Source organism: Enterobacter sp. 04-C-12-SI-ECC, from assembly GCF_047530715.1.
In the GTDB taxonomy this organism is placed as follows: Bacteria; Pseudomonadota; Gammaproteobacteria; order Enterobacterales; family Enterobacteriaceae; genus Enterobacter; species Enterobacter bugandensis.
The window spans coordinates 15,931-38,907 of record NZ_JBLKDI010000015.1 but is presented as its reverse complement, the minus strand read 5'-3'; the positions used below and the strand labels follow the sequence as shown (position 1 = coordinate 38,907).

Genomic DNA, 22,977 nt, shown 5'->3' with positions numbered 1-22,977 from the left:
TTGCCGGGTGGCGGTTGCGCCTTACCCGGCCTACGGCTACGACATCAAACTCACCTGCGCCGCCACGATCCGCCACCCGCAGGCAAACCTTACCCACGTCTGCTGCTGGCGGCCAATCCGCTCCGTACCTTCACGGGTAAACTCGGTGCTGCACACGGCATAATCCTCCCCGAAGGTGGTAATCACGGTGTGGCGCAGCGTCCGCTGAAGCCCGGCAGACGGGCGCGCTGCCCTAAAGGCGCGGATTTCATCGATACCGTACAGGTTTTCACCCGCCCCCAGACGCACCGTGTTTTTGTCGTGCCAGAACAGCTCGTCCAGCACGGCAATGTTGTTACTCACCAGCGCGTCCTCGTAGCGATAAAACGCGGCGGTCACCTCGGCAACCACCCACGGCAGGTTAATGTCATCGTGATTGATCATGCTGCAACCTCCGCCGGGCGGGCATCGGTGATGCCGCTCTCTTCCAGCACGCGCGCGACGCGCAGGCAGGCCTGCTCGTTAAACGGCGAGGCAATCAGCTGCAGGCCAATCGGCGCGCCATGTGCGGTGCGCAGCGGAACGGTGGTCACGGGCAGGCCCAAAAATGAAATCGGCTGGGTCAGCATCCCCATGCTGGCGCGGATGGGGAGCGGCTGACCGTTAATCTCCATGGTTTGCTCGCCGATCCGCGTGGCGCTGCGCGGCGTCGCGGGTGCGATCAGCACGTCGGCCTGGGCAAACAGCGCGTGAAACGCCTGCCGCGCCTGCGCGCGGAACCGCTGGGCCTGAATATACCAGGCGGAGGGGATCATCGCGCCTGCCAGCAGTCGCTCCCGGGAGTGCGGCTCAAAGCGCTCGGGCTCGCGGCGAAGCGCGGGCAGGTACTGATTTCCCCCTTCGGAGGCGCTGATGATAAACGCCGCGGAGCGCGCCAGCTCGGCGTCCGGAAACTGCAGCTCATCCTGCACGTCGAGCGCCTTCGCCACCCGCGCCACGGCGTCTCTGGCCTGTGCGTCGCACCAGGTGGTGAAGTAGCCGCCGAGCACCGCGCAGCGCAGGCCGTCAAGCCCGCGGTCTAGCAGGGGGCGCGTCTGCTCGCGTGAGCTCTCTGCCTGAAAACAGTCGCTGCTGTCCCGGCCCTGCAGCGCGTCGTACACGGACGCCAGGTCGCACACGCGGCGGGCGAAGGGGCCGATATGATCCAGGCTCGCGACAAACGGATGGCTGCCGGATCGTGACAGGCGGCCAAAGGTGGGCTTGAGGCCATAGATGCCGCACAGGGAGGCCGGAACGCGAATCGACCCGTTGGTGTCGGTGCCGAGCGAAAAGTGCACCAGCCCGGCGGCTACGGCGGCGGCTGAACCGCCAGAGGACCCGCCCGCAATGCGCGTCAGGTCGTGCGGGTTACGCGTCGCGCCGTAGTGGCTGTTCTCGGTGGTAAAGCCGTAGGCGTAGGCGTCCATATTCACCATCCCGGACAGCAGCCCGCCCGCGCTGCGCAGCTGGCGCACGGCGAAGCTGTCAGCGGCCGCAGCGGGACGCTGGCTGAACAGCCCGGCGCCCGCGAGGGTGGTGTGTCCGGCAACGTCGAACAGGTTTTTCACCGCGTAGGGCACGCCCGCCAGCGGCGGCAGGGGGCGCTTTTCGCGGCGCAGGGTGTCGATGTTCTCGGCCTCGGCGAGCATGCGTGCTTCCGTCACGGTGGTCCAGGCATTGATCTGCGGATTAACGCGCCCAATCGCCTCCAGCGTCTGGCGGGCAATCTCATGGGCGCTCAGCTCGCCCGCGCTCAGCGCCTGTTGAATGTCGCTGATACTCATCTCGTGTAGCGTCATGCTTTATACACTCCTGCGATCTCCAGACGGTCGTCGAGCGGCAGCGCCATCAGCGGGGCGGCCATGCTGGCAATGCGGCTGAACTGCAACTGCAGCTCGGCGCGGCGGGCATCGTCCAGCGTCACGCCGAGCACGGACTCCATTTGCGCAAGATACGCCTGCCAGTCGGGTTGTTGTGTCGTCATTGTTTTCTCCTCAGTATCCGGCGGCCGCGCCGTTGCTGCGCGGGTCAAACGCCCCTTCAAACAGCCCGTTGGGGTGCCGGACAATCGCGCCCGCGTGGCCCATCGCTTCACTGAAGTCAGGGAATATTTCTACCTCATGTCCGAGTACCTGAAGCCGTGAGACCGTCTCAGCGGTAAAGCGTCCTTCCAGCTTTAACGTGTCTGAGGTTTGTCCCCAGGTGCGCCCCAGCAGCCAGCGCGGGCGGGAAATACTTTCCTGCAAGGGCACGCCCTGAACCACGTAGCGGGTAAAGAGCGCGGCCTGGGTTTGCGGCTGTCCGTCACCGCCCATCGATCCGTAGACCATTACGCGCCCGTCCTTAAGACGCGCCGCCGCCGGGTTCAGGGTATGGAAAGGCTGTTTGCCCGGCGCGAGGGCCAGAAGATGGGCGGGGTCGAGGCTGAACGACGCTCCCCGGTTCTGCCAGACGATGCCGGTATCGGGCAGCACCACGCCGCTGCCGAACTCGTGATAAATACTCTGGATAAACGACACGGCAAGCCCGCTGTTATCCATCACCCCCATCCACACCGTATCGCCGGGCCCTTTTCCGGTTCCCCACGGCGCGGCGTGGCCGTCGTCAACCCTGTCGGCAAGCGCCTGCAGGGCGGCGGGATCCAGCAGTTTCTGAATCTCGGTTTTCAGTTCACGCGGGTCGGTAATGTGGGCATCGCGCAGGCCAAAGGCCAGCTTGGTGGCTTCAACGATGCGGTGAATGGTGTCCGCGTCGTCGGCCTCCGCCATATTCAGGCGGTCGGTGATGCCGAGTATCGCCAGCGAGACCAGCCCCTGCGTCGGCGGGGCGTGGTTAAAGATCTCCCCCTGCTGATGCTGCAACTTCAGCGGCGCGGTGCGCCGGGCAACGTGCGCGTTAAGATCGGCCAGCGTCACGGGCATGCCCAGCGTCTCCAAGCCGTGCGCCAGCACGTTCGCCAGCGGGCCGCGATAAAAGCTGTCCAGACCGTCCTCCGCCAGGCGCGTCAGGGTTGAGGCCATGGCGGGCTGGTAAAAACGGCTCCCGACCTGGGGCGGCTTACCGTTCACCAGCCACGTTTCCGCGAAGCCGGGGATGGCCTTAAGCTCGTCGAATTTACTGGCCGTGGCATGGGCCTGTGAGGCCGTGACCGGGGTGCCGTTTTGCGCATAGTCAATAGCGTCGGCCAGCAGGCGGGCCAGCGGCAGCGACTTGCCGGTCATCTCGCGGGAGACCTTCAGCGCCTCGTCCCAGCCGCTCACCGTGCCAGCGACGGTCAGCGCCGCCTGCGGTCCGCGATGGGGAATGTGCGTGTGCCCGTCGTAGGCGGCAAGCGTCGCGCGCGATCCCGCCGCGCCGCTGGCATCAATGGCGATGGGGTCGCCTTCTGGCGGCACGATAAGCCAGAAGCCATCGCCGCCCAGCCCGTTCATGTGGGGGTAAACCACGGCGATGGTGGCCGCCGCCGCGACCATCGCTTCAATCGCGCTGCCGCCTTCGCGCAGCACCGCCAGCGCGCTCTGGCTGGCAAGATGGTGGGGCGCAACGGCCATGCCGTGCGTGGAGACGTTGCTTTGCATGAGAACTCCTCGTAACACTGAAAGTCACAAGGCGCTGCAAAAGCTGTTCCAGTTCTGAAAGAAAAGTTTCAGTAAACTGGCACGTATAATGAATACGTATAAAGAAAGGTATAATGTGATGAAACAAAAGTTACAGAGGCGCTATGGAACAACTGGATGAACGTCTGAAAGCACAATACCCGTCGCTGTCGCCGCAGGAGCAACGGGTGGCAGACTTTATATTCGACCATTTTGACGACCTGATCAGCTACAACAGCGCCGAGCTGGCGCAGCTGAGCGGGGTGTCGAAAGCCACGGTCAGCCGCCTGTTTAAGCGTCTGGGCTATGAGAAATATAAGGATATGCGCGACGAGCTGCGCACCCTGCGCCAGAGCGGGATGCCGCTCACCGATAACCGCGACGCGGTGCAGGGCAACACGCTGCTGGCGCGCCACTACAAGCAGGAGATGGCGAACCTGACCCAGTGGGTCAATGCCCTTGACGCGCAGCAGTTTGCCGACGCCATGGCCTGCATGGTCAAGGCGCGGCGCATCGTCATTATCGGCATGCGTAACGCTTATCCGGCGGCGCTCCACCTGCGCCAGCAGCTACTGCAGGCGCGCGGTCAGGTGCTGGTCCTGCCGCAGCCGGGCCAGAGCCTGAGCGAGGAGCTGGTGGACTTAACGCCGGACGATCTGGTGGTGATGATGGCTTTCCGCCGCCGCCCGCGCATCATTCGTCCGCTGATGCAGCAGCTTCAGAGTAGCGGTATTCCGGTGCTGCTGATGTGCGAGCCGCAGGCCCACAGCCTGTTTCCGCTGGCGAGCTGGCAGCTCTGCGCCCCGCTGGACAGCGTCTCCGCCTATGACAGCTACTCCTCCGTCAACAGCCTGATCAACCTGCTGGCAAACGCCTTCCTGCATGACATTCTCGATAAAGGCCGTCCGCGCATTCACGAGATTGCCTCCCTCTACCAGCAGCTGGACGAACTCGAACAACGATAATGGGGCATCAGACTGGTGCTTTGCATTGAAATGGTGCAAATGAACGGGGCGAAAATAGAGAGTATTTTCGCCCCGTCCACGTTTTATCAGGCTTTAAGAGAAAATTCCCCGCTTCGCCTTATCTGGCACATTAGTTGCAAAATCACATTCAAAGAATCTTTTGTTTCATGTTAACGTTACGGGGAAGCACCATGAAAAAACTGTTTATTGCACTGGCCGGGGCCGCCTGTCTCTTCACTCAGCTGCCGGCAAAGGCTGACCAGCTTCAGGATATCGAGAAGCGCGGCACCATTCGCATTGCCGTTCCGCAGGACTTCCCGCCGTTTGGCTCGGTGGGGACCGATCTGCAGCCGCAGGGCTACGACATCGATATGGCGCGCTATCTGGCGAAACAGATGAAGCTCAAGCTGCAGCTGGTGCCGGTGACCAGCGCCAACCGCGTGCCGTACCTGCAAACCGACAAGGTGGATCTGGTCATTTCCAGCCTCGGTAAAAACCCGGAACGCGAGAAGGTGATCGACTTCAGCCGCGCCTACGCGCCGTTCTTCCTCGGCGTGTTTGGCCCGAAAGGGGCCGAGCTGAAGGACGCCGCCGCGCTGAGCGGAAAAACCATCGGCGTGACGCGCGGGGCGGTGGAGGATATGGTGCTGACCGGCCTGGCACCGAAAGACGCCAACGTGAAACGCTACGAAGACAACAACACCACGCTCTCGGCCTACCTCTCCGGCCAGGTGCAGTACGTGGCGACCGGCAACCTCGTGGTGGCGGCCATTTCGCGCCAGAACGCGGATAAAGCCCCGGTGCCGAGCTTTATGCTGAAAGACTCACCGTGCTTTATCGGCCTGAAGAAGAACGAACCGGCCCTGAAGGCGAAAGTGGATGCGCTGATTGAGCAGGGCATCAAGGACGGCACGCTGAACGGCCTGTCCGAGCAATGGCTGAAGGCCCCGCTGCCGGCAAACCTTGGCGCCTGAGCCGATGACGGAGCAACTTGATTTTTCAGCCCTCTGGCCGCACTGGCCGGAGCTGCTGGCGGGATTGTGGGTCACCATTCAGCTGACGGTAATGGCAACCGTCGGCGGGCTGGCAATCGGGATTTTCGGCGCGGCGATCCGCAGCGGACGCACCACCTGGTACAGCCGGATCTGGGGCGGCTACGTGGAGATCATCCGCAACACGCCGTTTGTGGTGCAGCTGTTTTTCATCGTCTTCGGCCTGCCGAATCTTGGCCTGAAGATGACGGCGGGGGAGGCGGCGCTGCTGGCAATGGTGGTGAACCTGGGCGCGTACAGCACCGAAATTATCCGCGCGGGCATTCAGGTCACGCCGAAAGGACAGTGGGAGGCCGGGCGCGTGCTGGGGCTAACCCGTCTGCAGACGTTTATTCGCGTGGTGCTGCCGCCCGCGCTGCAGCGCATTTATCCGGCGCTGGTGAGCCAGTGCATCATCGTGATGCTCGGCTCGTCGGTGGTGTCGCAGGTCTCGTATGAAGAGCTGACCTTCGCCGCTAACCTGATCCAGTCCAGAACGTTTTTGAGCTTTGAGGTCTATCTGGTGACAACCGGGATTTACCTGGCGCTGTCGATTACCCTGCGCCAGCTGATGATGGCGGCAGGACGCAAATGGCTGGGGGTGCAGGCATGATGACCACCTTTACCGACTGGGACATTATTCGCAACCTGCTGCTGGCCGGACGCTGGACGGTACTGCTGTCGCTGGTGGCGTTTGTCGGCGGGGCGGTGGTAACGCTGCCGCTCCTGCTGCTGCGCCTGACGGGCGGGCGCACGGTGAAGCGCATTATCCGCGGCTATATCGAGCTGTTTCAGGGCACCCCGCTGCTGATGCAGCTGTTCCTGGCCTTTTTCGGCGTGGCGCTGTTCGGCATCGACGTTTCGCCGTGGACCGCCGCCTCGCTGGCGTTAACCTTCTACACCAGCGCATTTCTGCTCGATATCTGGTACGGCAGCATTCGCGCCCTGCCGAAGGGGCAGTGGGAAGCCTCGCGCTGCCTGGGCCTGACCTTCGGCCAGACCCTGTTTCGCGTGGTCGCTCCGCAGGCGCTGCGCATCGGCATCGCCCCGACGGTGGGCTTTGCGGTGCAGGTAATCAAAGGTACCGCGCTGGCGTCGATTATCGGCTTCATCGAGCTGACCAAGGCCGGCACCATGCTGACCAACGTGACCTATCAGCCGTTTAAGGTCTTTGCGCTGGTGGCGCTGGGCTACTTTATTCTGTGTTATCCGCTGTCGCGCTACAGCCGCTATCTGGATACCAAATTCAATGCCTCTCATCACCATTAATCAGGTGCAGAAGTACTACGGCGATAACCACGTGCTCAAGGGCGTCGATCTGGATATCGATATGGGCCAGGTGATCTCCATTATCGGGCGCAGCGGATCGGGCAAAAGCACGCTGCTGCGCTGCATCAACGGTCTGGAAGGGTATCAGGACGGAAGCATCAAGCTGGGCGGCATGACCATTACCGACCGGGATTCTCAGGCGCGCGAAATCAGCCGCTCGGTCGGGATGGTGTTCCAGAGCTTCAACCTGTTCCCGCACATGACGGCGCTGGAGAACGTGATGCTCGCCCCGCGTCGGGTGCTGAAGAAAAGCGCCGCCGAATGCCGCGAACTGGCCCAGCGCATGCTGGAGAAAGTGGGGCTTGGCGATCGTCTGGATTACTACCCGTCGAGCCTCTCCGGCGGCCAGCAGCAGCGCGTGGCGATTGCCCGCGCGCTGGCGATGTCGCCTAAAGTTTTACTCTGCGACGAGATCACCTCCGCCCTCGACCCGGAGCTGGTGGGCGAAGTGCTCAAGGTGCTGGAGCAGCTGGCGGCCGAGGGGATGACCCTGATTCTCGTGACCCATGAAATGAATTTTGCCCGCGAAGTGGGCGACCGCGTGGTGTTTATGCACCAGGGGAAAGTCTGGGAGCAGGGCGACAGCAAAACGCTGTTCGCCAACCCGCAGACCACGGAACTGAAGCAGTTCATCTCCTCCGTGCGCGGCCTCAACTGATAAGGACTGAAAAATGGATATCGCACGCTTTCCGCAAATCAACCCGCCCCAGCGCCTGCTGATGGGGCCGGGGCCGATCAACGCCGACCCGCGCGTACTGCGCGCCATGTCGAGCCAGCTGATTGGCCAGTACGATCCGGCCATGACCCACTACATGAATGAGGTGATGGCGCTCTATCGCGGCGTGTTTCGCACCGAAAACCGCTGGACGATGCTGGTGGACGGCACCTCCCGCGCGGGAATTGAGGCCATTCTGGTCTCCGCCATCCGCCCCGGAGATAAAGTGCTGGTGCCGGTCTTTGGCCGCTTTGGCCACCTGCTGTGCGAAATTGCCCGCCGCTGCCGCGCGGAGGTGCATACCATCGAGGTGCCGTGGGGCGAGGTATTCACCCCGGACCAGGTGGAGGATGCGATTAAGCGTATTCGTCCGCGCCTGCTGCTGACCGTGCAGGGCGACACCTCCACCACCATGCTGCAGCCGCTCGCGGAGCTCGGCGCCATCTGCCGCCGCTACGACGTGCTGTTTTACACCGATGCCACCGCGTCGCTCGGCGGCAACGCGCTGGAGACCGACGCATGGGGGCTGGACGCCGTCTCGGCCGGGATGCAGAAGTGCCTCGGCGGCCCGTCGGGCACGTCGCCGATCACCCTGAGCGCGCGCATGGAGGAGGCGATCCGCCGCCGCAAATGCGTTGAGGAGGGCATTCGCACCGACGCCCACCGCGACGGCGACGAGGAGATGATCTACTCCAACTACTTCGATCTCGGCATGGTGATGGACTACTGGGGGCCGGAGCGCCTCAACCACCACACCGAAGCGACCACTGCGCTGTTTGGCGCCCGCGAGTGCGCGCGTTTGATCCTGCAGGAAGGGTTGGATAACGGCATCGCCCGCCACAGGCTGCACGGCGATGCGCTGCTGAAGGGCATTCAGGCGATGGGGCTGGAGACCTTTGGCGATCTGAAGCACAAGATGAACAATGTGCTGGGCGTGGTTATTCCACAGGGCATCAACGGCGACCAGGTGCGTAAGCTGATGCTGGAGGATTTCGGGATTGAGATCGGCACCTCGTTTGGCCCGCTGCACGGCAAGGTGTGGCGCATCGGCACCATGGGCTACAACGCGCGCAAGGACTGCGTGATGACCACCCTGAGCGCGCTGGAGTCGGTGCTGAACTACCTGAAATTCACCACCACGCAGGGCGCGGCGATGCAGGCCGCGTGGGACCACTATCGCCGCGAGACGCCGCAATGAGCCCGGCGGCAGAACGGGTGATGGCCCGCGCCGACGCGCTGGCCGCCATCAGCGAAACCCCGGATGCGCTGACCAGGGTCTATCTCTCGGTGCAGCATCAGCAGGCCAATCAGCTGGTGGGGCAGTGGATGAGCCAGGCGGGCATGACCGTCTGGCAGGACAGCGTGGGCAACATCTGTGGACGCTATGAGGGGGCGCAGGAAGGGACGCAGGCGGTGCTGCTTGGATCGCATCTGGATACCGTGCGCAACGCGGGACGCTACGACGGTATGCTTGGGGTGCTCACGGCCATTGAAGTGGTGGACAGCCTGCATCAGCAGGGTGTGCATCTGGCGCAGGCCATCGAGATTGTCGGCTTTTGCGATGAAGAGGGCACCCGCTTCGGCATTACGCTGTTAGGCAGCCGGGGGCTGACGGGCACCTGGCCGCAGGGCTGGCTGGAAAAAACCGACGCCAGCGGCATCAGCGTGGCGCAGGCGATGACCCAGACGGGGCTCGATCCTGCCCGCGTGTCGCATGCCGCAAGGCGTCAGGAAGATTTCAGCGCCTATCTCGAACTGCATATTGAGCAGGGGCCGTGCCTTGAGCAGGAGGCGCTCGCGCTTGGCGTGGTGGAAGCCATTAACGGTGCCCGTCGCCTGAACTGTCGCTTCACCGGCGAGGCCGGACATGCGGGAACCGTGCCGATGCTCCACCGCAGGGACGCGCTGGCCGCCGCCGCCGAGTGGATGGTTATCATTGAAAACGCTACCCGACAGCAGGGCGGCAACCTGGTGGCGACGGTCGGGGAATTGCGCTGTCTGCCGGGAGCGGTGAACGTGATTCCCGGTGAGGTTCAGCTCTCGCTCGATATTCGCGGCCCGCAGGATGCACCGCTGGACAGGTTGCTCAACGACCTGCTGGAATATGCCCGGGCGATCGCATCGCGCCGCGGGCTGGCATTTAGCGCCGAGGAGTTTTACCGCATTGCCGCCACGCCGTGCAATCTGCACCTGCAGAACGTGCTGGGGGAGGCCGTCAAATCGGTACAGGGACGCTCGCTGTCGCTGCCCAGCGGCGCGGGCCACGATGCGATTGCCATCGCGGAACGCTGGCCGGTGGGCATGCTATTCGTGCGTTGCAGGGGCGGAGTCAGCCACCACCCGGCGGAATCGGTGATGGCTGAGGATGTTGCGCTGGCGATTGAGGCGTTTTCGCGTGCGGTGATTCAGCTGGCGGATCGCGTTACTCCAGCCCCAGCGTATACTGCGCGATCTTAAAGTAGATAATCAGCCCGGTACCGTCGATAAGCGTCGCGATAAACGGCGCGGAGACGACCGCCGGGTCAATGCCGCAGCGCTTGAGCACCATCGGGATCACTGACGACACAATCGCGCTCCAGAGCGTAATGCATACCAGCGTCAGGCTGACGATAAGCGTGATTTCCAGCCCGATACCCATCATCCAGGCGCGGATGCACCCGGCAATACCGAGCGTCACGGCAATCATCAGCGAGGTGGTCATCTCTTTGCGCAGCACGCGGCCTACGTCGCGCAGATGCACTTCACCCAGCGCCATGGCGCGCACCAGCGTGGAGGTGATCTGCGTTCCGCTGTTGCCGCCCGTGCCGATCAGCAGCGGAATAAAGAACGCCAGCGCGATGGCAGACTCCAGCGCCTCTTCGAAGTGCTGAATCACCGAGCTGGTGTAGGCTTCCGCGACAAACAGCAGCAGCAGCCAGACGGAGCGTTTCTTCCACAGGCTGAAGGCGCTGGTTTCCAGATAGGGCTTCTCCAGCGGCAGCGTCGCCCCCTGAAGCTGGGCATCTTCGGTTACGTCATCTTCCAGCAGATGGGCGATTTCGCGCTCGGTCAGGCAGCCGACGAGTTTGCCGTGGGTCACCACGGGCACGACATCTGCGTCGCCGTGGGCCAGAAGTCCGGCGACATCGGCTCGTTCATCTTCCGGTTTGACCTGCAAAAACTGTGAAATCATCAGGCTTTTAATTGGCTGCACGGTATCCGTGACCTGCAATAATTTGCGTACCGCAATCATGCCCGCCAGGCGTCCATGGTCTTCAATAAAAATATGCGACGGAATATCATCGTCTTTTAATTTTTCGAAGAATTGCTCGCGCGCCAGCGCCACGCATAATGAAACGTCGAGGACAATAAAATCGGTATTCATATATTGCGCGACCGCGCGGTCATTGAATGCCAGGTTGTGATTGTGAATAGCGTAAGACATAGTGAATTCCCTTTGAATAATAAAATCTCTCAGGGGCGAGCAAGACAGGGCATGTCGGAAAGGAGATCCCCACGTCCTGGGTTCAGCACTGTACACCGTATCCCGCAAGGGAAGTTATACTGACAAAGCCTTGATTCGACAGTGCCTGTTTTACCCTGTGCCGGTTCTCTCGAACCCACCAGAGCGATAACGTGTATTTGTACAGGAGCCTCGCCATAACGAGATCGTTGTAAAGCGTGAGGAATAATACGCTTGTTTAAATTTATCGCTCAGGAAATTAAATAATGTTTAAGAAAGGTTTAGGTAAATCTTATTGATAAAATGTTGAGGGTTTATTTAAGGTTATTCCTTTTAAATGGAGGATTAATTAACGGGGGAAGGAAAATGGCGTGGTTTGATAATCTGCTGAATCATTTTGCGCTTTATCCGGCACATCTGTTCGCGCTGTTATTCGTAATGGCGCTGAGCAAGTCCACGGTGTTGATCTCCTCCGTGCTGCCGCCCGCCTCGGTGATGCTGCTGGCGGGCATCGGCGTCAGCCAGGGGAGCATGCACCCGGCGCTGGCGTGGCTCGCCGTGGTGCTGGGGGCAACGGCGGGATCGGTGCTGAACTACCATATCGGCCAGTTGATGGGGCACACCCGGCTGGTCGCGCGCTTTACGGCGAAGCATGCCGCTACGTTTTTACGGGTTCAGCATCAGCTGCAAAAAAACGGTGTCATCGTACTGTTTACATCGCGCTTTCTGGCGGTGTTGCGTTATGTCGTGCCGCTGGCGGCGGGGATGCTCAGGCTGAACGCCGTCAAAGTTTACGCCGTCAGCCTGCTTTCCGCCTGTGCATGGGCGGCGCTGTATGTCGGCGCGGTCACCGGCATCAGCGCCTTTTGAGTTACAGGCTTCCCATTCCGCCGTCCACCAGCAGTTCCGTTCCTACCGTGTAGCTCGACTCGTCGGAGGCCAGATAGAGCGCGGCTTTTGCCAGCTCCGTCGTCGTGCCCATTCTGCCGAGCGGCACCAGCTTGATGATCTCCGCCATCATCGCGTTAAGCGCCTCTTCGCTTAAGCCCGTTTTCGTAAACGCCGGGGTTTCCACCGGACCGGGGCTCAGGCCGTTGACGCGGATCCCGCGCGGCAGCAGCTCCGCCGACAGCGTTCGCGCCAGCGACAGCAGGGCGGCCTTGCTCGCAGCATACACGCTGCTGGTGGGCAGGCCGATGCGCGCGCTCACGGAGCCGCAGAGGATCACCGACGACGGGTTATTCAGCAGCGGCAGGAGCGCCTGAATTAAAAAGAACGGTCCCTTCAGGTTGATGCCCATCAGGCGGTCCCACGCATCCTCTTGCCAGGCTTCCAGCGGCGCGTGCGTCACATCGCCAGCGTTGAGAAACACCGCGTCCAGGCGTGGCCAGCGGGCGGCGAGAGTTTCCGCCAGCGCTTTTTGCGACGCGATATCGCCTGCGTCGGTTGGGATCACCCAGGCCTTATCGCCCAGAATGCGCTCTGCTTCGGCGAGGGTGTCCGGGTTGCGTCCGGTTACGGCGACGCGCGCCCCTTCGGCGATAAACGCCTGCGCGGTGGCAAGACCAATGCCGCTGGTGCCGCCGGTAATCAGCGTATATTTATCGGTTAAACGACCCATGTTCTTCTCCTGAAATGTCACTGGAGAAAGCACTATAGAAACGTTAGTATCGAAAGGAAACCAGGTACCAAATGGATACTAACGAGGCAAGAGGTGTGCTATGGCAGAAATGCTGGAGGTGTGCTGCGAAAAAAAATCTGAGGCGTATACCTGCCCGATGACGCAGTTTGTCAACCTGATATCCGGTAAGTGGGCGATCCCCATTCTCTATCGCCTGATTGTGTTCAACACGCCCGTACGCTTTGGCGATCTGCTGCGTGCCGCTGCCCCCATCACGCAGAAAGAGCTGACGAAGCAGCTCCGCCTGTTTGAGCAGCGCGGGCTGGTGACGCGGACGGTCTACCCGGAGATCCCCCCGCGCGTGGAGTATCAAATTACCGAGCTGGGGTTAACCCTGCAGGACGCACTTTCGCCGCTGGCCGCCTGGATGAGCGAGTACGGCGACCAGCTTGAGCGTTAGGCTACTGTTTAACGTAGCGCGGTGCCGGAACCCCGGTGCGCGCGCTGTTAAACAGCTCAAGGCGCGCCGCTTCGTAGCGATCCCACAGGGCGGCGTCATGCATCGGCGGAATAGTGATCTGTTCGCCCTGATCCAGACCCGCCAGTGACGCATCGACCATATCGTCGGTAGTCATCACCGACCCTTCCGGCAGATCGTTCACCGTAACCCCTGAATGGCTCCAGATCTCCGTCGCCGTCGCGGCGGGCAGTACGGCCTGAATGCGCACGCTGCTATCGGCAAATTCTTCCTGCAGTCCGCGGGTAAAGCTCAGTACCCAGGCTTTGGTGGCGCTGTACAACGCGCTGCCCGCTCGGACATGGAGCGATAACACCGAGGCGATATTGATCAGCGTCCCGCGATTGTTCTGCGCCAGGCGGGGCAGGATGGCGTAGGTCAGACGCATCAGCGCCGTGGTGTTGAGGGTATTGATGGCCTGATGCTGCGCCACATCGCCCGCGAGGAACGGGGCCATCTGCGCGGTGCCCGCGTTGTTTACCAGCGTATCGATGGCGGTATTGCGGCGTAGTTCATTTTCCACGGCGCGGATCCCGGCTACATCGCTGAGATCGGCCACCAGTATAGCGACGGCCACGCCATAGCGCGCGCGCAGGTCGGCGGCGAGGGTTTTCAGGCGATCCTCGCGGCGGGCGACCAGGACCAGGTTAGCGCCGCGCGCTGCCAGGCGATCGGCATAGACGGCCCCGATCCCGGAAGAGGCGCCGGTAATTAAGGCGGTGGTGATTTGCGTAGTCATCATGTGTTACCTCAAAGCAAAGTGGGTTATTTGGTTTCAATATGAAACTTAATTAACTCTCTGCTATTTGGTTTTATAATGCAACCATTTTGCCGGGTATTTTGTGCTTTTGCCGTTGGGAACGATCAGGAGGGGAGTTTAGCCACGATCTCTTCAGGCGTCAGTTCGCGCCCATCGTCGGCGATAAGCGCCAGTTTACGCAGGGGTTTGCGCTGTTCGCTATCGACGAGAACGGTGCCGCATTCGTTTTCCGCGAACAAAAATTCATTGCCCCACTGGGAGAGAGCAACCAGCACCGTCTGGAGCGCGCGTCCTTTGTCGGTCAGAATGTATTCCTGCCAGGCGCTGCCGTCGGAGGCGGGTTGAAGCCGGAGGATGCCTTCATCGACCAGCAGCTTCAGCCGCGAGGTGAGCATGTTTTTTGCGATACCGAGGCTTTTCTGAAACTCGCCGAAGCGTTTAATCCCGCGCAGCGCGTCGCGAACGATCAGCAGCGACCACCAGTCGCCAATGATATCCAGCGAACGGGCGACGGGGCAGGTGCTCTCTTCAAGGCGGGTGCGTTTCACGGTCAGGTCTCCGGTGGGGTGTGGTTTTATTATAAAACTAATTAGTGCCCACCGTAAGCACGTTAATCATCAGTTTGAGAAATGCTTCCCGAAAAAACTGTCACGAATCTGTCACACTCACTGGAACATTAAAAAAACGTGAGGAACGAGGGATGAGAAAAGCACTACTCGCAGTGGCCGTGGCAGGTACCCTTTCAATGACCTTTGGCGCACAGGCGCAGGAGACGCCGAAAGGCTATCAGCTGGAGCAGGTGTTAATCATGAGCCGTCACAACCTGCGCGCGCCGCTCGCTAACAACGGCAGCGTGCTGGAGCAGTCCACGCCGAAGCAGTGGCCGGAGTGGGACGTGCCGGGCGGTCAGCTCACCACCAAAGGCGGCGTGCTGGAAGTCTATATGGGCCATTACATGCGCGAGTGGCTGGCAGAGCAGGGGATGGTGAAGACGGGAGAGTGCCCGCCAGCAGATAGCGTGTATGCTTACGCCAATAGCCTGCAGCGTACCGTCGCCACCGCGCAGTTCTTCATTACCGGTGCGTTCCCGGGCTGCGACGTTCCTGTGCACCATCAGGAAAAAATGGGCACCATGGACCCGACCTTTAATCCGGTGATTACCGACAACTCGCCGGAATTCCGCGAAAAAGCGCTCAAGGCGATGGAGTCCGATCGGCAGAAAATGCAGCTTGGCGAAAGCTATAAGCTGCTGGAGCAGATGACAAATTACGCCGATTCCCCGTCCTGCAAAGAGAAAAAAGTCTGCTCCCTGGCGGACGCGAAAGATACCTTCAGCGCCGACTATGAAAAAGAGCCTGGCGTATCCGGGCCGCTGAAGGTGGGTAACTCGCTGGTGGACGCGTTCACGCTGCAGTATTACGAAGGTTTCCCGGCCGACCAGGTGGCCTGGGGTGAAATCAAGACCGACCAGCAGTGGCGCGTGCTGTCGAAGCTGAAGAACGGCTATCAGGACTCGCTGTTTACCTCCACCGAGGTGGCGCAAAACGTGGCGAAGCCGCTGGTGAAATATATCGATAAAACGCTGGTCACCGAACAGGCGAAAGCGCCTAAGATTACTCTGCTGGTAGGGCACGATTCGAACATCGCTTCACTGCTTACCGCGCTGGATTTCAAGCCGTATCAGCTGCATGACCAGCAGGAACGGACCCCGATTGGCGGCAAGATTGTCTTCCAGCGTTGGCACGACAAAAACAGCAATCAGGAACTGATGAAAATTGAGTATGTCTACCAGAGCGCGGAGCAGCTGCGCAACGCCAGCGTGCTGTCGTTGCAGTCGCCCGCGCAGCGCGTGACGCTGGAGCTGAAGGGCTGTCCGGTGGACGCGAACGGCTTCTGTCCGGTTGATAAATTCAATGCGGTCATGAATAACGCGGCGAAGTAAAAGAGAACCCCCCGCTGCGGCGGGGGGAAACGCTTAGACGTTTTTACGTTCGATGGTTTGCTCGCCCCAGAAGAGCGAGTCTTTGTCCGTTTTTTCGAAGGCGCGAATCAGCACTTCATCGTTGCCTTCTTCCCAAATCTGCTCGGCCAGCTTTTCGTCGTAGTTCGCGACTTCAAAGATGGCTTCGGCAATCTCCGGAGAGGTGTTGCGTAAACTTGCCCATTCGCCCACGTGGTGAGCTTTGGATTCCTGTGTTGGCATACTTTTCCTCCTGTTGGGTTAGCCGTTCAGTTTTTTAGCGAGACCCGCGACGTATTCACCCTGATAGCGGGCGATAGAGAGTTCTTCATTGCTTGGCTGACGTGAGCCATCCCCACCGGCAATGGTGGTTGCGCCGTACGGCGTCCCGCCGCGCACCTGAGAAACGTCAAACAGCTCCTGCGCGCCGTAGCCAATTGGCACAATCACCATCCCATGATGAGCAAGGGTAGTCCAGGTTGAGGTAATCGTCTGCTCCTGGCCGCCGCCGGTACCGGTAGAGCTGAATACGCTGGCGAGTTTGCCGTACAGCGCCCCGGATGCCCAGAGCCCGCCGGTTTGATCGAGGAAGGTACGCATCTGGCCTGACATATTGCCGAAGCGGGTCGGGGTGCCGAAGATAATGGCATCATACTCCGCCAGCTCCTGCGGGGTGGCGACCGGGGCATTTTGTGTTTTTCCCCCGGCTTTGGCGAACGCTTCCGCCTGCATGGTTTCCGGTACGCGTTTTACCACAACCTCAACGCCGTCCACTCTGTTTGCACCTTCTGCTACCGCGTGAGCCATGGTTTCAATGTGTCCATACATGGAATAATAGAGCACCAGAACTTTTGCCATTTTGCATCACTCCTCGTTGGTTTTTCTGACAGCGGATCGCTGCGTTCATTTAAAGATATGACATCACGGCCAGACTGCAAAAATGAACGGCATTTCTTTGATTTATAACAACATGGTTACAATAAGGTGCTGTAGCAAAATGAAACAACTTTCTCGTCGTCGAATTTTAAAATGATAAGAAAGACTTATGGATTTCCGTCGCGTTATCTGACCCGAAAGGCGGATATCATGTTGCAGAATATTACCCGTGGCTTGCCGGATAGCCTCAGTCCACTAAGCTTAGTTTCACGCGGCACAGATAAAGGCCCTGTCCTTTAGCCGCGAGGTGAAAGAATCCTCTTTTACTGAATGCAATATGATGTCTAATGTTTCACACTCTGGAGGTTAGAGATGGCAAACCATCGTGGTGGTTCAGGTAATTTCGCTGAAGACCGTGAAAGAGCATCAGAAGCAGGTCGTAAAGGTGGCCAGTCTAGCGGGGGTAACTTCAAGAACGACCCTCAGCGCGCATCAGAGGCTGGTAAAAAAGGGGGTAAAAATAGCCACGGCAGCAATAAGTAGTACGCCGGGTTGACTCCCTGCCGCCGGGTTTCCCGGCGGTTTTTTTATGTCTGCAACATTGAACTGTAACCAAAGGCAACGCACACTACAGAATTGATCTCACTTGTTGGTGTCGCATGTCCGTCTCACGCTTTAAATTCTCCATAAAACCGCAGGAAGCCATCCTTATTCTCATCACCATGTTCTGGGGCGGGACCTTTCTTGCCGTCCAGTACGCGGTGACCCTCAGCGATCCGTTCTTTTTTGTCGGCCTGCGCTTTGCGACGGCGGCGATAGCCGTGGGGCTGATCTCCCTCAAAACGCTGCGGGGTCTGACGCTGAAGGAACTCAAGGCCGGCGTGGCGATTGGGATTGCGATAGCGATGGGCTACAGCCTGCAGACGTGGGGATTGCAGACCATCTCCAGCAGCAAATCCGCTTTTATTACCGCCATGTACGTGCCGCTGGTGCCGCTGCTGCAATGGTTATGCCTCGGGCGGCTACCGGGGCTGATGTCCTGCATTGGCATCGTGCTGGCGTTTATCGGCCTGATTTTATTAGCCGGGCCGGAAAATAACCTGCTGGCGCTGGGGCCGGGCGAGATCATTACCCTCGTCGGGGCCATTGCCATCGCGGCGGAAATTATTTTGATCAGCGCCTGGGCTGGGAAAGTGGACGTCAAGCGCGTGACGGTGGTGCAGCTCGCGACGGCGTCGCTGGTGGCCTTCGCGACGATGGTGCCAGCCGGGGAATCCGTGCCGCCGATGTCCACGGGGCTGGTGGTGGTCGCGCTGGGGCTTGGCATCTTCAGCGCCATTATCCAGGTGACCATGAACTGGGCGCAGCGCAGCGTATCGCCAACGCGGGCGACGGTGATCTACACCGGTGAACCGGTCTGGGCGGGGATTTTCGGACGACTGGCCGGCGAGCGTTTACCGCTGCTGGCGCTGGTGGGCGCGGCGTTTATTGTTGCCGGGGTGCTGGTGAGCGAACTAAAGCTCAGAAAGCGGGGGCGTGAAGCGAGTCATTTGACTGCTGAAAAAGGTTTAGATTGAAAAAAAGCGCAACGTTACTTAGGATGTGTACGGATTAAAACCGTACACGGTGATGTAAACCATGCCAGCACTTAAAAAACAGCGTATCGATCTTCGCTTAACAGACGAAGACAAAACAATGATTGAAGAAGCGGCGGCGATGACGAATCAAACGATCACCCAGTTTATGGTGAACAGTGCGTCAGAGCGTGCTGCAGAGGTCATCGAGCAGCACCGTCGTCTCGTGTTAAACGAAGCCTCCTGGAATGCGGTGATGGATGCCATCGACAATCCCCCAGAGCCAAATGAACGCCTCAAGCGAGCGGCAAAACGTCTTCGAAACATGGAGTGAAGCGTCTTGGCAAATCTCACGATTGAAATGTTTTCAGAGGGAACCGACTATGATTTCGGGGATTTTGATTGTGGTGAACCCTCGCTAAATGCCTTCCTGAGAGAACACCTGGTACGCCAGCACAATGGACGTATTCTACGAGCCTACCTGCTTAAAGAGCGCGACCATCCGCGCGTGCTGGGCTATTACACGCTATCGGGAAGTTGCTTTGAGAGAGTGATGCTTCCTTCTAAGACTCAGCAGCGTCGGATCCCTTATCTCAACGTACCCAGCGTGACGCTGGGACGTCTGGCTATTCATAAAGAACTACAGGGAAACGAGTGGGGAACAACGCTTGTTGCACACGCTATGCGGGTGGTTTACCTGGCGTCGCAGGCTGTGGGAGTACACGGAATATTTGTTGATGCCCTTAGCGAGCAGGCTAAACGATTTTATCTGAAGCTGGGGTTCATCCCGCTGGCAGGCGAAAACAGCCATTCTTTGTTCTTCCCGACAAAAGCTATCGAACGACTGTTTGAGCAGGCGTGATCGCTCTTAAGGAGCATGCAGGTCGGGTAAGGCGTAGCCGTCACCCGACATATCGATTTCACGAATCCTGATGCGCCGCGGCGGCCTGCGGCGCGGCAGCCATCCGGCGGCTCAGCAGGGCGTTAAGCAGGATCGCGCCGAAGGTCGCCGTACCAATCCCGCCAATCGTAAACCCGCCCAGCGTCAGGGCAAAATCGCCCGCGCCCAGCACCAGCGTGACGGCCACCATGATCAGGTTGCTGTTCTGGCTAAGGTCAACCCGATGCTGCACCCAGATGCGCGCCCCGGCCACGGCGATCAGCCCGAACACCACAATCGACGCGCCGCCGATGACCGGTGACGGAATGGTGTGGATCAGTGCGCCGAACTTCGGTGAGAAACCAAGAAGGATCGCCATTACCGCCGCCGCCACGAAGACCAGCGTTGAGTAGACCTTGGTCACCGCCATCACGCCGATGTTTTCCGCGTAGGTGGTCACGCCGCTGCCGCCCACGGACCCTGAGAGCATGGTCGCCAGCCCGTCGCCGACGAACGCGCGGCCCATGTACGGATCCATGCTGCGCCCGGTCATTCCCGCCACCGCCTTCAGGTGCCCTAAGTTTTCCGCCACAAGGATCACCGCCACCGGGGCGATAAGCATCATCGCCTGCGTGTTAAAGGTGGGCGAGGTCACCTGCGGCAGACCGAACCAGGCGGCCTGATGAAGCAGGGTAAAATCGACCGGCTTGCCCATGCCGAACACGTTCGCCAGCAGGGCGTAGATCAGACAGGCGACAATCAGCCCGACCAGGATCAGCAGACGCTGGATCATCCCGCGCGTGAAGACTGCCACCAGGCCGATGCACAGCACCGTGATCACCGCCATCCAGCTTTCAAACGGCGAAGCGGAGACGCTTTTCACCGCAATCGGCGCGAGGTTCAGGCCTATCGCCATCACCACCGCGCCGGTGACGACGGGGGGCATCATCCGTTCGATCCAGCGCGTGCCGATCTTCATCACAACGAGACCAATCAGGGTATAGACCAGCCCGCAGGCGATGATGCCGCCGAGGGCCACGCTCAGGTTGGGGTTGATCCCCTGGCCGTTAAAACCGGTAGTGGCGATCACCACGCCGACAAAGGCGGCGCTGGAGCCCAGGTAGCTGGGTACGCGCCCGCCGGTAACAAAAAAGAACAGCAGGGTGCCGATTCCCGACATCAGAATAGACAGGTTAGGATCGAGCCCCATCAGCATCGGCATCAATACCGTCGCGCCAAACATCGCGACTGCATGCTGGACGCCCATCACCATGGTTTGCCCGAGCGGGAGGCGTTCATCCGGCGCGACCACGCCTGCTTCAGTGGAGGTCGATTTCAACTGCCAGTGGGGAAATCCGAACATGGTCTGTCTCCTTAAAGCGCCTTAGCAGGCGGGTCGCATAAGCGCGTGGTAGCTGCGGTCAAACCACACCAGACCTTGCGGGGCGGGGTGGCGAATAATCGATACGATGTCGCAAAACAGAATGTCGTGAGTACCGACGCTGACCACCTGACTGATGCGGCAGTCAAACGAGGCCAGCGCATCCTCCAGACGCGGGCAGCCCGTGTCGCCCGTCTGCCAGCGGGCGGCGGTAAAGCGTTCCGCCATCGGCGTTTTGCCGCCAAACAGATTGGATAAAGGCTCCTGTCCGGCGCTCAGGGTATTCACGCACAGGGTGCGGTTTTCGCTGAACGTGGGCCAGACCGACGCGCCGCGGTTCAGGCACACCAGCAGGGTGGGAGGGGAATCCGTGACGCTGCATACCGCGCTGGCGGTAAAGCCCGCCATCCCCGCCGGGCCGTCGGTGGTGATGATGTTGACCGCCGCGCCGACGCAGGCCATGGCGTCGCGAAAGGTTTGTTTATCCGGTGTCATCACGATCGCTCCTTACGCCAGTCCGCAGGCATCGTCGAAGGTCAGGCGCGGCAGGCGCCCGTAAAGTTTGCGCGTATCGCCATAGCCAATGTTGATCAGCAGGTTGCTTTTAAGCGTTGTGCCGGTGAAAAAGGCCTCGTCGACCTTTTGTCGGTCAAAGCCCGACATCGGGCCGGTGTCCAGGCCGAGTGCGCGGCAGGCGAAAATCAGATACGCGGCCTGCATTGAGCTGTTGCGAAAGGCCGTCTCTTCCGCCAGCGCGGGGCTTGCGGTAAACCAGCTTCTGGCATCGCCGTGCGGGAACAGCTCGGGCAGGCGCTCGTAGAATTCCCCGTCCCAGGCGACAATCGCTGTCACCGGGGCGGTAAGCGTTTTCTCGAGGTTGCCGCTGGAGAGCGCCGGGCGCAGCTTCTCTTTTCCCTCTGCGCTTCGCACAAAGACAATGCGCGCCGGTGAGCAGTTGGCAGACGTTGGGCCCCATTTCATCAGGTCATACATCTCGCGCAGCGTCTCGTCGCTGACCGGCATATCCAGCCAGCCGTTGTGGGTGCGGGCACCGGTGAACAGCGTTTCCAGCGCGGCGGGGGTAATGGCTTCGCTCATTAAAGCTCCTTATAAAGCGGGTTCAGGGCTGTGCAGCAGGCTGGCAAGCCCGTTCAGCAGCAGGGTGTTAAAGGTGTCCGGCTCGGTGACGTTGCAGGCATGTCCGCCCTGGCGCATGACCGTTTTGTGGGCGTGCGGGAGGGCGGCGTGCAGTTCAGCGGAACAGACGGACGGCACCAGCACGTCGTCGGCGGAACAGATAATGTGAACCGGGCAGCGAATGCGTGCGGACTGGCGGCGGAAGTCGGCTTTTTTCAGGGCGCTGAGCCTGCGCAGCAGGTTGGTTTTACCCTGGAAATGGGCCAGCGCCAGCGCTTCTTCGGCCTCCAGACGCGGCGCGCGGGCGGCCATCCAGTCTGCCGGGTAGAGAAACAGCGGCTGCGCCTCGACCCACGCCTGCGCGCCGCCGGAATGCAGCAGCCGCTCGCGAACGTCAAAACAGCGGCGGGTGTGGGCATTGAGGGTCAGCCAGCCGTTGACGCACACCAGCGCGGTGAGGGCGTCGGGCCTGTCGAGGGCCAGCTGCAGGCCGACCAGCGCGCCGAGCGCGTGCCCGACGACGCTGTAGCGCGCAATGCCTGCGTCAGCCAGCGCCTGGGCGAGCTCGTCTGCCATCTGCGCAAGGCTGTAACCCTCCGGCAGGGTGTCGGGGTTATTGCCCGTTCCCCGCTGGTCATAGCACACCACCTGATACTCCGGCTCCAGCGCGGCCTGCTGGGGCAGCCAGTAGCTGCCGCTGCCGCCGAGACCGGAAATAAAGACCACCACGGGCGCACCCTCGTACGGCGGCGGCGAGACGGAAAGTTTCATGCCTGCCTCACTTCGCGATGTGCGCAACGGTGGCGATCTCAACCAGCGCGTCCGGTTTTACCAGCCCGCACTGAATGCAGAACCGCGCCGGTTTATCGCCGGGGAAGAACTCGGCGTAGATTTCGTTAATCGCGGCGTAGTTTTTCCAGTCGGTGATAAAGATGCTGTTGAAGGTCACGTCCTCCATGGTGCCACCCGCCGTTTCGATCACGGTTTTGATCGTCTCCAGCACGTGGCGGGTTTGCGCCTTTGGGTCGTTGATAAATACCACGTTGTTGTCTTTATCAAACGGCAGCGTGCCGGAGACATACACCACGCCGTCGGCGAGGGTGCCGGGGACGAACGGGGCGATGGGCGTGCTGGTGCCCGGCGGGATGATTACGGATTTCGGCATCGTGTGTCTC

At 60.5% G+C, this 22,977-nt stretch carries 29 protein-coding genes and 1 riboswitch; of the genes, 14 read left to right on the top strand and 15 right to left on the bottom strand.

What is annotated here, in order from left to right; genetic code table 11:
• Positions 1 to 36: 36 nt before the first annotated feature.
• The 4 genes from hpxZ to hpxW are packed head-to-tail and all read right to left on the bottom strand — an operon-like array spanning position 37 to position 3,596.
• Positions 37 to 423, bottom strand: coding sequence for an oxalurate catabolism protein HpxZ (gene hpxZ, locus ACMWL8_RS17670; RefSeq protein ID WP_045261685.1), 387 nt, complete (start codon positions 421 to 423; stop codon positions 37 to 39).
• Positions 420 to 1,817: an AtzE family amidohydrolase gene (locus ACMWL8_RS17665; RefSeq protein ID WP_045261684.1), complete on the bottom strand. Its 1,398-nt coding sequence runs from the start codon at positions 1,815 to 1,817 to the stop codon at positions 420 to 422. The genes hpxZ and ACMWL8_RS17665 overlap by 4 nt, the downstream gene beginning before the upstream one ends.
• A complete protein-coding gene (gene hpxX / locus ACMWL8_RS17660; RefSeq protein WP_028012637.1) occupies positions 1,814 to 2,002 on the bottom strand; it encodes an oxalurate catabolism protein HpxX in 189 nt (62 codons plus the stop codon). Before hpxX ends, ACMWL8_RS17665 begins: the two co-directional genes overlap by 4 nt.
• 10 nt (positions 2,003 to 2,012) lie before the next feature.
• Complete coding sequence (gene hpxW / locus ACMWL8_RS17655) at positions 2,013 to 3,596, bottom strand: oxamate amidohydrolase (RefSeq protein WP_045261683.1); 1,584 nt, start codon at positions 3,594 to 3,596, stop codon at positions 2,013 to 2,015.
• Between the two features lie 143 nt (positions 3,597 to 3,739).
• Between hpxW and hpxU the strand changes: the two genes are divergently transcribed.
• The 7 genes from hpxU to hpxK all read left to right on the top strand — a co-directional run bounded on the left by hpxU (position 3,740) and on the right by hpxK (position 10,111).
• The gene (gene hpxU / locus ACMWL8_RS17650; RefSeq protein ID WP_045261682.1) at positions 3,740 to 4,579 is read left to right on the top strand and encodes a MurR/RpiR family transcriptional regulator HpxU; all 840 of its coding nucleotides are present in this window, start codon (positions 3,740 to 3,742) and stop codon (positions 4,577 to 4,579) included.
• Positions 4,580 to 4,770: 191 nt separating this feature from the next.
• Positions 4,771 to 5,553 (top strand): transporter substrate-binding domain-containing protein, encoded by a 783-nt coding sequence (locus ACMWL8_RS17645; protein ID WP_045261681.1) that lies wholly within the window; start codon positions 4,771 to 4,773, stop codon positions 5,551 to 5,553.
• Positions 5,554 to 5,557: 4 nt separating this feature from the next.
• Positions 5,558 to 6,223 (top strand): amino acid ABC transporter permease, encoded by a 666-nt coding sequence (locus ACMWL8_RS17640; protein ID WP_041912033.1) that lies wholly within the window; start codon positions 5,558 to 5,560, stop codon positions 6,221 to 6,223.
• Positions 6,223 to 6,879, top strand: coding sequence for an amino acid ABC transporter permease (locus ACMWL8_RS17635; RefSeq protein ID WP_072049711.1), 657 nt, complete (start codon positions 6,223 to 6,225; stop codon positions 6,877 to 6,879). Before ACMWL8_RS17640 ends, ACMWL8_RS17635 begins: the two co-directional genes overlap by 1 nt.
• A complete protein-coding gene (locus tag ACMWL8_RS17630) occupies positions 6,860 to 7,597 on the top strand; it encodes an amino acid ABC transporter ATP-binding protein (RefSeq protein WP_008499843.1) in 738 nt (245 codons plus the stop codon). Before ACMWL8_RS17635 ends, ACMWL8_RS17630 begins: the two co-directional genes overlap by 20 nt.
• Before the next feature lie 13 nt (positions 7,598 to 7,610).
• Positions 7,611 to 8,852 carry a pyridoxal-phosphate-dependent aminotransferase family protein gene (locus ACMWL8_RS17625; protein WP_045261679.1) on the top strand — a complete coding sequence of 414 codons (1,242 nt, stop codon included), beginning with the start codon at positions 7,611 to 7,613 and terminating at the stop codon, positions 8,850 to 8,852.
• Positions 8,849 to 10,111 (top strand): allantoate amidohydrolase, encoded by a 1,263-nt coding sequence (gene hpxK / locus ACMWL8_RS17620; protein WP_045261678.1) that lies wholly within the window; start codon positions 8,849 to 8,851, stop codon positions 10,109 to 10,111. Before ACMWL8_RS17625 ends, hpxK begins: the two co-directional genes overlap by 4 nt.
• Here the strand turns inward: hpxK and ACMWL8_RS17615 are convergent.
• Positions 10,077 to 11,078 (bottom strand): magnesium transporter, encoded by a 1,002-nt coding sequence (locus tag ACMWL8_RS17615; RefSeq protein ID WP_045261677.1) that lies wholly within the window; start codon positions 11,076 to 11,078, stop codon positions 10,077 to 10,079. The genes hpxK and ACMWL8_RS17615 overlap by 35 nt on opposite strands.
• 60 nt (positions 11,079 to 11,138) lie before the next feature.
• Positions 11,139 to 11,308, bottom strand: a riboswitch (M-box (ykoK) riboswitch).
• Between the two features lie 154 nt (positions 11,309 to 11,462).
• Here ACMWL8_RS17615 and ACMWL8_RS17610 point away from each other — a divergent pair.
• Positions 11,463 to 11,966: a DedA family protein gene (locus tag ACMWL8_RS17610; RefSeq protein ID WP_041910556.1), complete on the top strand. Its 504-nt coding sequence runs from the start codon at positions 11,463 to 11,465 to the stop codon at positions 11,964 to 11,966.
• A gap of 1 nt (position 11,967) precedes the next feature.
• Here ACMWL8_RS17610 and ACMWL8_RS17605 read toward each other — a convergent pair whose 3' ends face one another.
• On the bottom strand, positions 11,968 to 12,717 hold the full coding sequence (locus ACMWL8_RS17605; protein ID WP_045261676.1) for an SDR family oxidoreductase: 750 nt from the start codon (positions 12,715 to 12,717) through the stop codon (positions 11,968 to 11,970).
• 100 nt (positions 12,718 to 12,817) lie between these two features.
• On the opposite strand from ACMWL8_RS17605, the gene ACMWL8_RS17600 reads away from it, so the two are divergent.
• A complete protein-coding gene (locus tag ACMWL8_RS17600; RefSeq protein WP_023335206.1) occupies positions 12,818 to 13,177 on the top strand; it encodes a winged helix-turn-helix transcriptional regulator in 360 nt (119 codons plus the stop codon).
• A gap of 1 nt (position 13,178) precedes the next feature.
• Here the strand turns inward: ACMWL8_RS17600 and ACMWL8_RS17595 are convergent, their stop codons facing one another.
• Positions 13,179 to 13,973, bottom strand: coding sequence for an SDR family NAD(P)-dependent oxidoreductase (locus tag ACMWL8_RS17595; RefSeq protein ID WP_045261675.1), 795 nt, complete (start codon positions 13,971 to 13,973; stop codon positions 13,179 to 13,181).
• A 125-nt stretch (positions 13,974 to 14,098) separates the two neighbouring features.
• Entirely contained in the window at positions 14,099 to 14,542 is a 444-nt protein-coding gene (locus tag ACMWL8_RS17590; RefSeq protein WP_045261674.1) for a winged helix-turn-helix transcriptional regulator, read from the bottom strand.
• A gap of 152 nt (positions 14,543 to 14,694) precedes the next feature.
• On the opposite strand from ACMWL8_RS17590, the gene agp reads away from it, so the two are divergent.
• Positions 14,695 to 15,936: a bifunctional glucose-1-phosphatase/inositol phosphatase gene (agp, locus tag ACMWL8_RS17585; RefSeq protein ID WP_045261673.1), complete on the top strand. Its 1,242-nt coding sequence runs from the start codon at positions 14,695 to 14,697 to the stop codon at positions 15,934 to 15,936.
• A 33-nt stretch (positions 15,937 to 15,969) separates the two neighbouring features.
• On the opposite strand, the gene ACMWL8_RS17580 is transcribed toward agp, so the two are convergent.
• Positions 15,970 to 16,197 (bottom strand): YccJ family protein, encoded by a 228-nt coding sequence (locus ACMWL8_RS17580; protein ID WP_028012649.1) that lies wholly within the window; start codon positions 16,195 to 16,197, stop codon positions 15,970 to 15,972.
• Positions 16,198 to 16,215: 18 nt separating this feature from the next.
• Positions 16,216 to 16,812 carry an NAD(P)H:quinone oxidoreductase gene (gene wrbA, locus ACMWL8_RS17575; RefSeq protein WP_041910554.1) on the bottom strand — a complete coding sequence of 199 codons (597 nt, stop codon included), beginning with the start codon at positions 16,810 to 16,812 and terminating at the stop codon, positions 16,216 to 16,218.
• 390 nt (positions 16,813 to 17,202) lie between these two features.
• Between wrbA and ACMWL8_RS17570 the strand changes: the two genes are divergently transcribed.
• The 4 genes from ACMWL8_RS17570 (at position 17,203) to ACMWL8_RS17555 (ending at position 19,266) form a co-directional block, all read left to right on the top strand.
• Positions 17,203 to 17,373 (top strand): general stress protein, encoded by a 171-nt coding sequence (locus tag ACMWL8_RS17570; protein WP_001273664.1) that lies wholly within the window; start codon positions 17,203 to 17,205, stop codon positions 17,371 to 17,373.
• Positions 17,374 to 17,489: 116 nt separating this feature from the next.
• On the top strand, positions 17,490 to 18,407 hold the full coding sequence (locus tag ACMWL8_RS17565) for a DMT family transporter (protein ID WP_045261672.1): 918 nt from the start codon (positions 17,490 to 17,492) through the stop codon (positions 18,405 to 18,407).
• 61 nt (positions 18,408 to 18,468) lie between these two features.
• Positions 18,469 to 18,738 (top strand): DUF1778 domain-containing protein, encoded by a 270-nt coding sequence (locus ACMWL8_RS17560; protein ID WP_008499829.1) that lies wholly within the window; start codon positions 18,469 to 18,471, stop codon positions 18,736 to 18,738.
• 6 nt (positions 18,739 to 18,744) lie between these two features.
• Positions 18,745 to 19,266, top strand: a complete 522-nt coding sequence (locus tag ACMWL8_RS17555; protein WP_045261671.1) for a GNAT family N-acetyltransferase — start codon at positions 18,745 to 18,747, stop codon at positions 19,264 to 19,266.
• 58 nt (positions 19,267 to 19,324) lie between these two features.
• On the opposite strand, the gene rutG is transcribed toward ACMWL8_RS17555, so the two are convergent.
• The 5 genes from rutG to rutC are packed head-to-tail and all read right to left on the bottom strand — an operon-like array spanning position 19,325 to position 22,967.
• A complete protein-coding gene (gene rutG, locus ACMWL8_RS17550) occupies positions 19,325 to 20,647 on the bottom strand; it encodes a pyrimidine utilization transport protein G (RefSeq protein ID WP_045261670.1) in 1,323 nt (440 codons plus the stop codon).
• A 21-nt stretch (positions 20,648 to 20,668) separates the two neighbouring features.
• Complete coding sequence (rutF, locus tag ACMWL8_RS17545) at positions 20,669 to 21,160, bottom strand: NADH-dependent FMN reductase RutF (RefSeq protein ID WP_032644856.1); 492 nt, start codon at positions 21,158 to 21,160, stop codon at positions 20,669 to 20,671.
• A 12-nt stretch (positions 21,161 to 21,172) separates the two neighbouring features.
• Positions 21,173 to 21,763, bottom strand: a complete 591-nt coding sequence (locus tag ACMWL8_RS17540) for a malonic semialdehyde reductase (RefSeq protein ID WP_041910551.1) — start codon at positions 21,761 to 21,763, stop codon at positions 21,173 to 21,175.
• 9 nt (positions 21,764 to 21,772) lie between these two features.
• Positions 21,773 to 22,573 (bottom strand): pyrimidine utilization protein D, encoded by an 801-nt coding sequence (rutD, locus tag ACMWL8_RS17535; protein WP_028012656.1) that lies wholly within the window; start codon positions 22,571 to 22,573, stop codon positions 21,773 to 21,775.
• A gap of 7 nt (positions 22,574 to 22,580) precedes the next feature.
• On the bottom strand, positions 22,581 to 22,967 hold the full coding sequence (gene rutC, locus ACMWL8_RS17530; RefSeq protein ID WP_008499822.1) for a pyrimidine utilization protein C: 387 nt from the start codon (positions 22,965 to 22,967) through the stop codon (positions 22,581 to 22,583).
• Positions 22,968 to 22,977: the final 10 nt, after the last annotated feature.

Excerpts from the sequence above, each read along its gene's own strand:
- hpxZ (WP_045261685.1), bottom strand. The coding sequence starts at position 423 with ATGATCAATCACGATGACATTAACCTGCCGTGGGTGGTTGCCGAGGTG.
- ACMWL8_RS17665 (WP_045261684.1), bottom strand. The coding sequence starts at position 1,817 with ATGACGCTACACGAGATGAGTATCAGCGACATTCAACAGGCGCTGAGC.
- hpxX (WP_028012637.1), bottom strand. The coding sequence starts at position 2,002 with ATGACGACACAACAACCCGACTGGCAGGCGTATCTTGCGCAAATGGAG.
- hpxW (WP_045261683.1), bottom strand. The coding sequence starts at position 3,596 with ATGCAAAGCAACGTCTCCACGCACGGCATGGCCGTTGCGCCCCACCAT.
- hpxU (WP_045261682.1), top strand. The coding sequence starts at position 3,740 with ATGGAACAACTGGATGAACGTCTGAAAGCACAATACCCGTCGCTGTCG.
- ACMWL8_RS17645 (WP_045261681.1), top strand. The coding sequence starts at position 4,771 with ATGAAAAAACTGTTTATTGCACTGGCCGGGGCCGCCTGTCTCTTCACT.
- ACMWL8_RS17640 (WP_041912033.1), top strand. The coding sequence starts at position 5,558 with ATGACGGAGCAACTTGATTTTTCAGCCCTCTGGCCGCACTGGCCGGAG.
- ACMWL8_RS17635 (WP_072049711.1), top strand. The coding sequence starts at position 6,223 with ATGACCACCTTTACCGACTGGGACATTATTCGCAACCTGCTGCTGGCC.
- ACMWL8_RS17630 (WP_008499843.1), top strand. The coding sequence starts at position 6,860 with ATGCCTCTCATCACCATTAATCAGGTGCAGAAGTACTACGGCGATAAC.
- ACMWL8_RS17625 (WP_045261679.1), top strand. The coding sequence starts at position 7,611 with ATGGATATCGCACGCTTTCCGCAAATCAACCCGCCCCAGCGCCTGCTG.
- hpxK (WP_045261678.1), top strand. The coding sequence starts at position 8,849 with ATGAGCCCGGCGGCAGAACGGGTGATGGCCCGCGCCGACGCGCTGGCC.
- ACMWL8_RS17615 (WP_045261677.1), bottom strand. The coding sequence starts at position 11,078 with ATGTCTTACGCTATTCACAATCACAACCTGGCATTCAATGACCGCGCG.
- ACMWL8_RS17610 (WP_041910556.1), top strand. The coding sequence starts at position 11,463 with ATGGCGTGGTTTGATAATCTGCTGAATCATTTTGCGCTTTATCCGGCA.
- ACMWL8_RS17605 (WP_045261676.1), bottom strand. The coding sequence starts at position 12,717 with ATGGGTCGTTTAACCGATAAATATACGCTGATTACCGGCGGCACCAGC.
- ACMWL8_RS17600 (WP_023335206.1), top strand. The coding sequence starts at position 12,818 with ATGGCAGAAATGCTGGAGGTGTGCTGCGAAAAAAAATCTGAGGCGTAT.
- ACMWL8_RS17595 (WP_045261675.1), bottom strand. The coding sequence starts at position 13,973 with ATGACTACGCAAATCACCACCGCCTTAATTACCGGCGCCTCTTCCGGG.
- agp (WP_045261673.1), top strand. The coding sequence starts at position 14,695 with ATGAGAAAAGCACTACTCGCAGTGGCCGTGGCAGGTACCCTTTCAATG.
- ACMWL8_RS17580 (WP_028012649.1), bottom strand. The coding sequence starts at position 16,197 with ATGCCAACACAGGAATCCAAAGCTCACCACGTGGGCGAATGGGCAAGT.
- wrbA (WP_041910554.1), bottom strand. The coding sequence starts at position 16,812 with ATGGCAAAAGTTCTGGTGCTCTATTATTCCATGTATGGACACATTGAA.
- ACMWL8_RS17570 (WP_001273664.1), top strand. The coding sequence starts at position 17,203 with ATGGCAAACCATCGTGGTGGTTCAGGTAATTTCGCTGAAGACCGTGAA.
- ACMWL8_RS17565 (WP_045261672.1), top strand. The coding sequence starts at position 17,490 with ATGTCCGTCTCACGCTTTAAATTCTCCATAAAACCGCAGGAAGCCATC.
- ACMWL8_RS17560 (WP_008499829.1), top strand. The coding sequence starts at position 18,469 with ATGCCAGCACTTAAAAAACAGCGTATCGATCTTCGCTTAACAGACGAA.
- rutG (WP_045261670.1), bottom strand. The coding sequence starts at position 20,647 with ATGTTCGGATTTCCCCACTGGCAGTTGAAATCGACCTCCACTGAAGCA.
- rutF (WP_032644856.1), bottom strand. The coding sequence starts at position 21,160 with ATGACACCGGATAAACAAACCTTTCGCGACGCCATGGCCTGCGTCGGC.
- ACMWL8_RS17540 (WP_041910551.1), bottom strand. The coding sequence starts at position 21,763 with ATGAGCGAAGCCATTACCCCCGCCGCGCTGGAAACGCTGTTCACCGGT.
- rutD (WP_028012656.1), bottom strand. The coding sequence starts at position 22,573 with ATGAAACTTTCCGTCTCGCCGCCGCCGTACGAGGGTGCGCCCGTGGTG.
- rutC (WP_008499822.1), bottom strand. The coding sequence starts at position 22,967 with ATGCCGAAATCCGTAATCATCCCGCCGGGCACCAGCACGCCCATCGCC.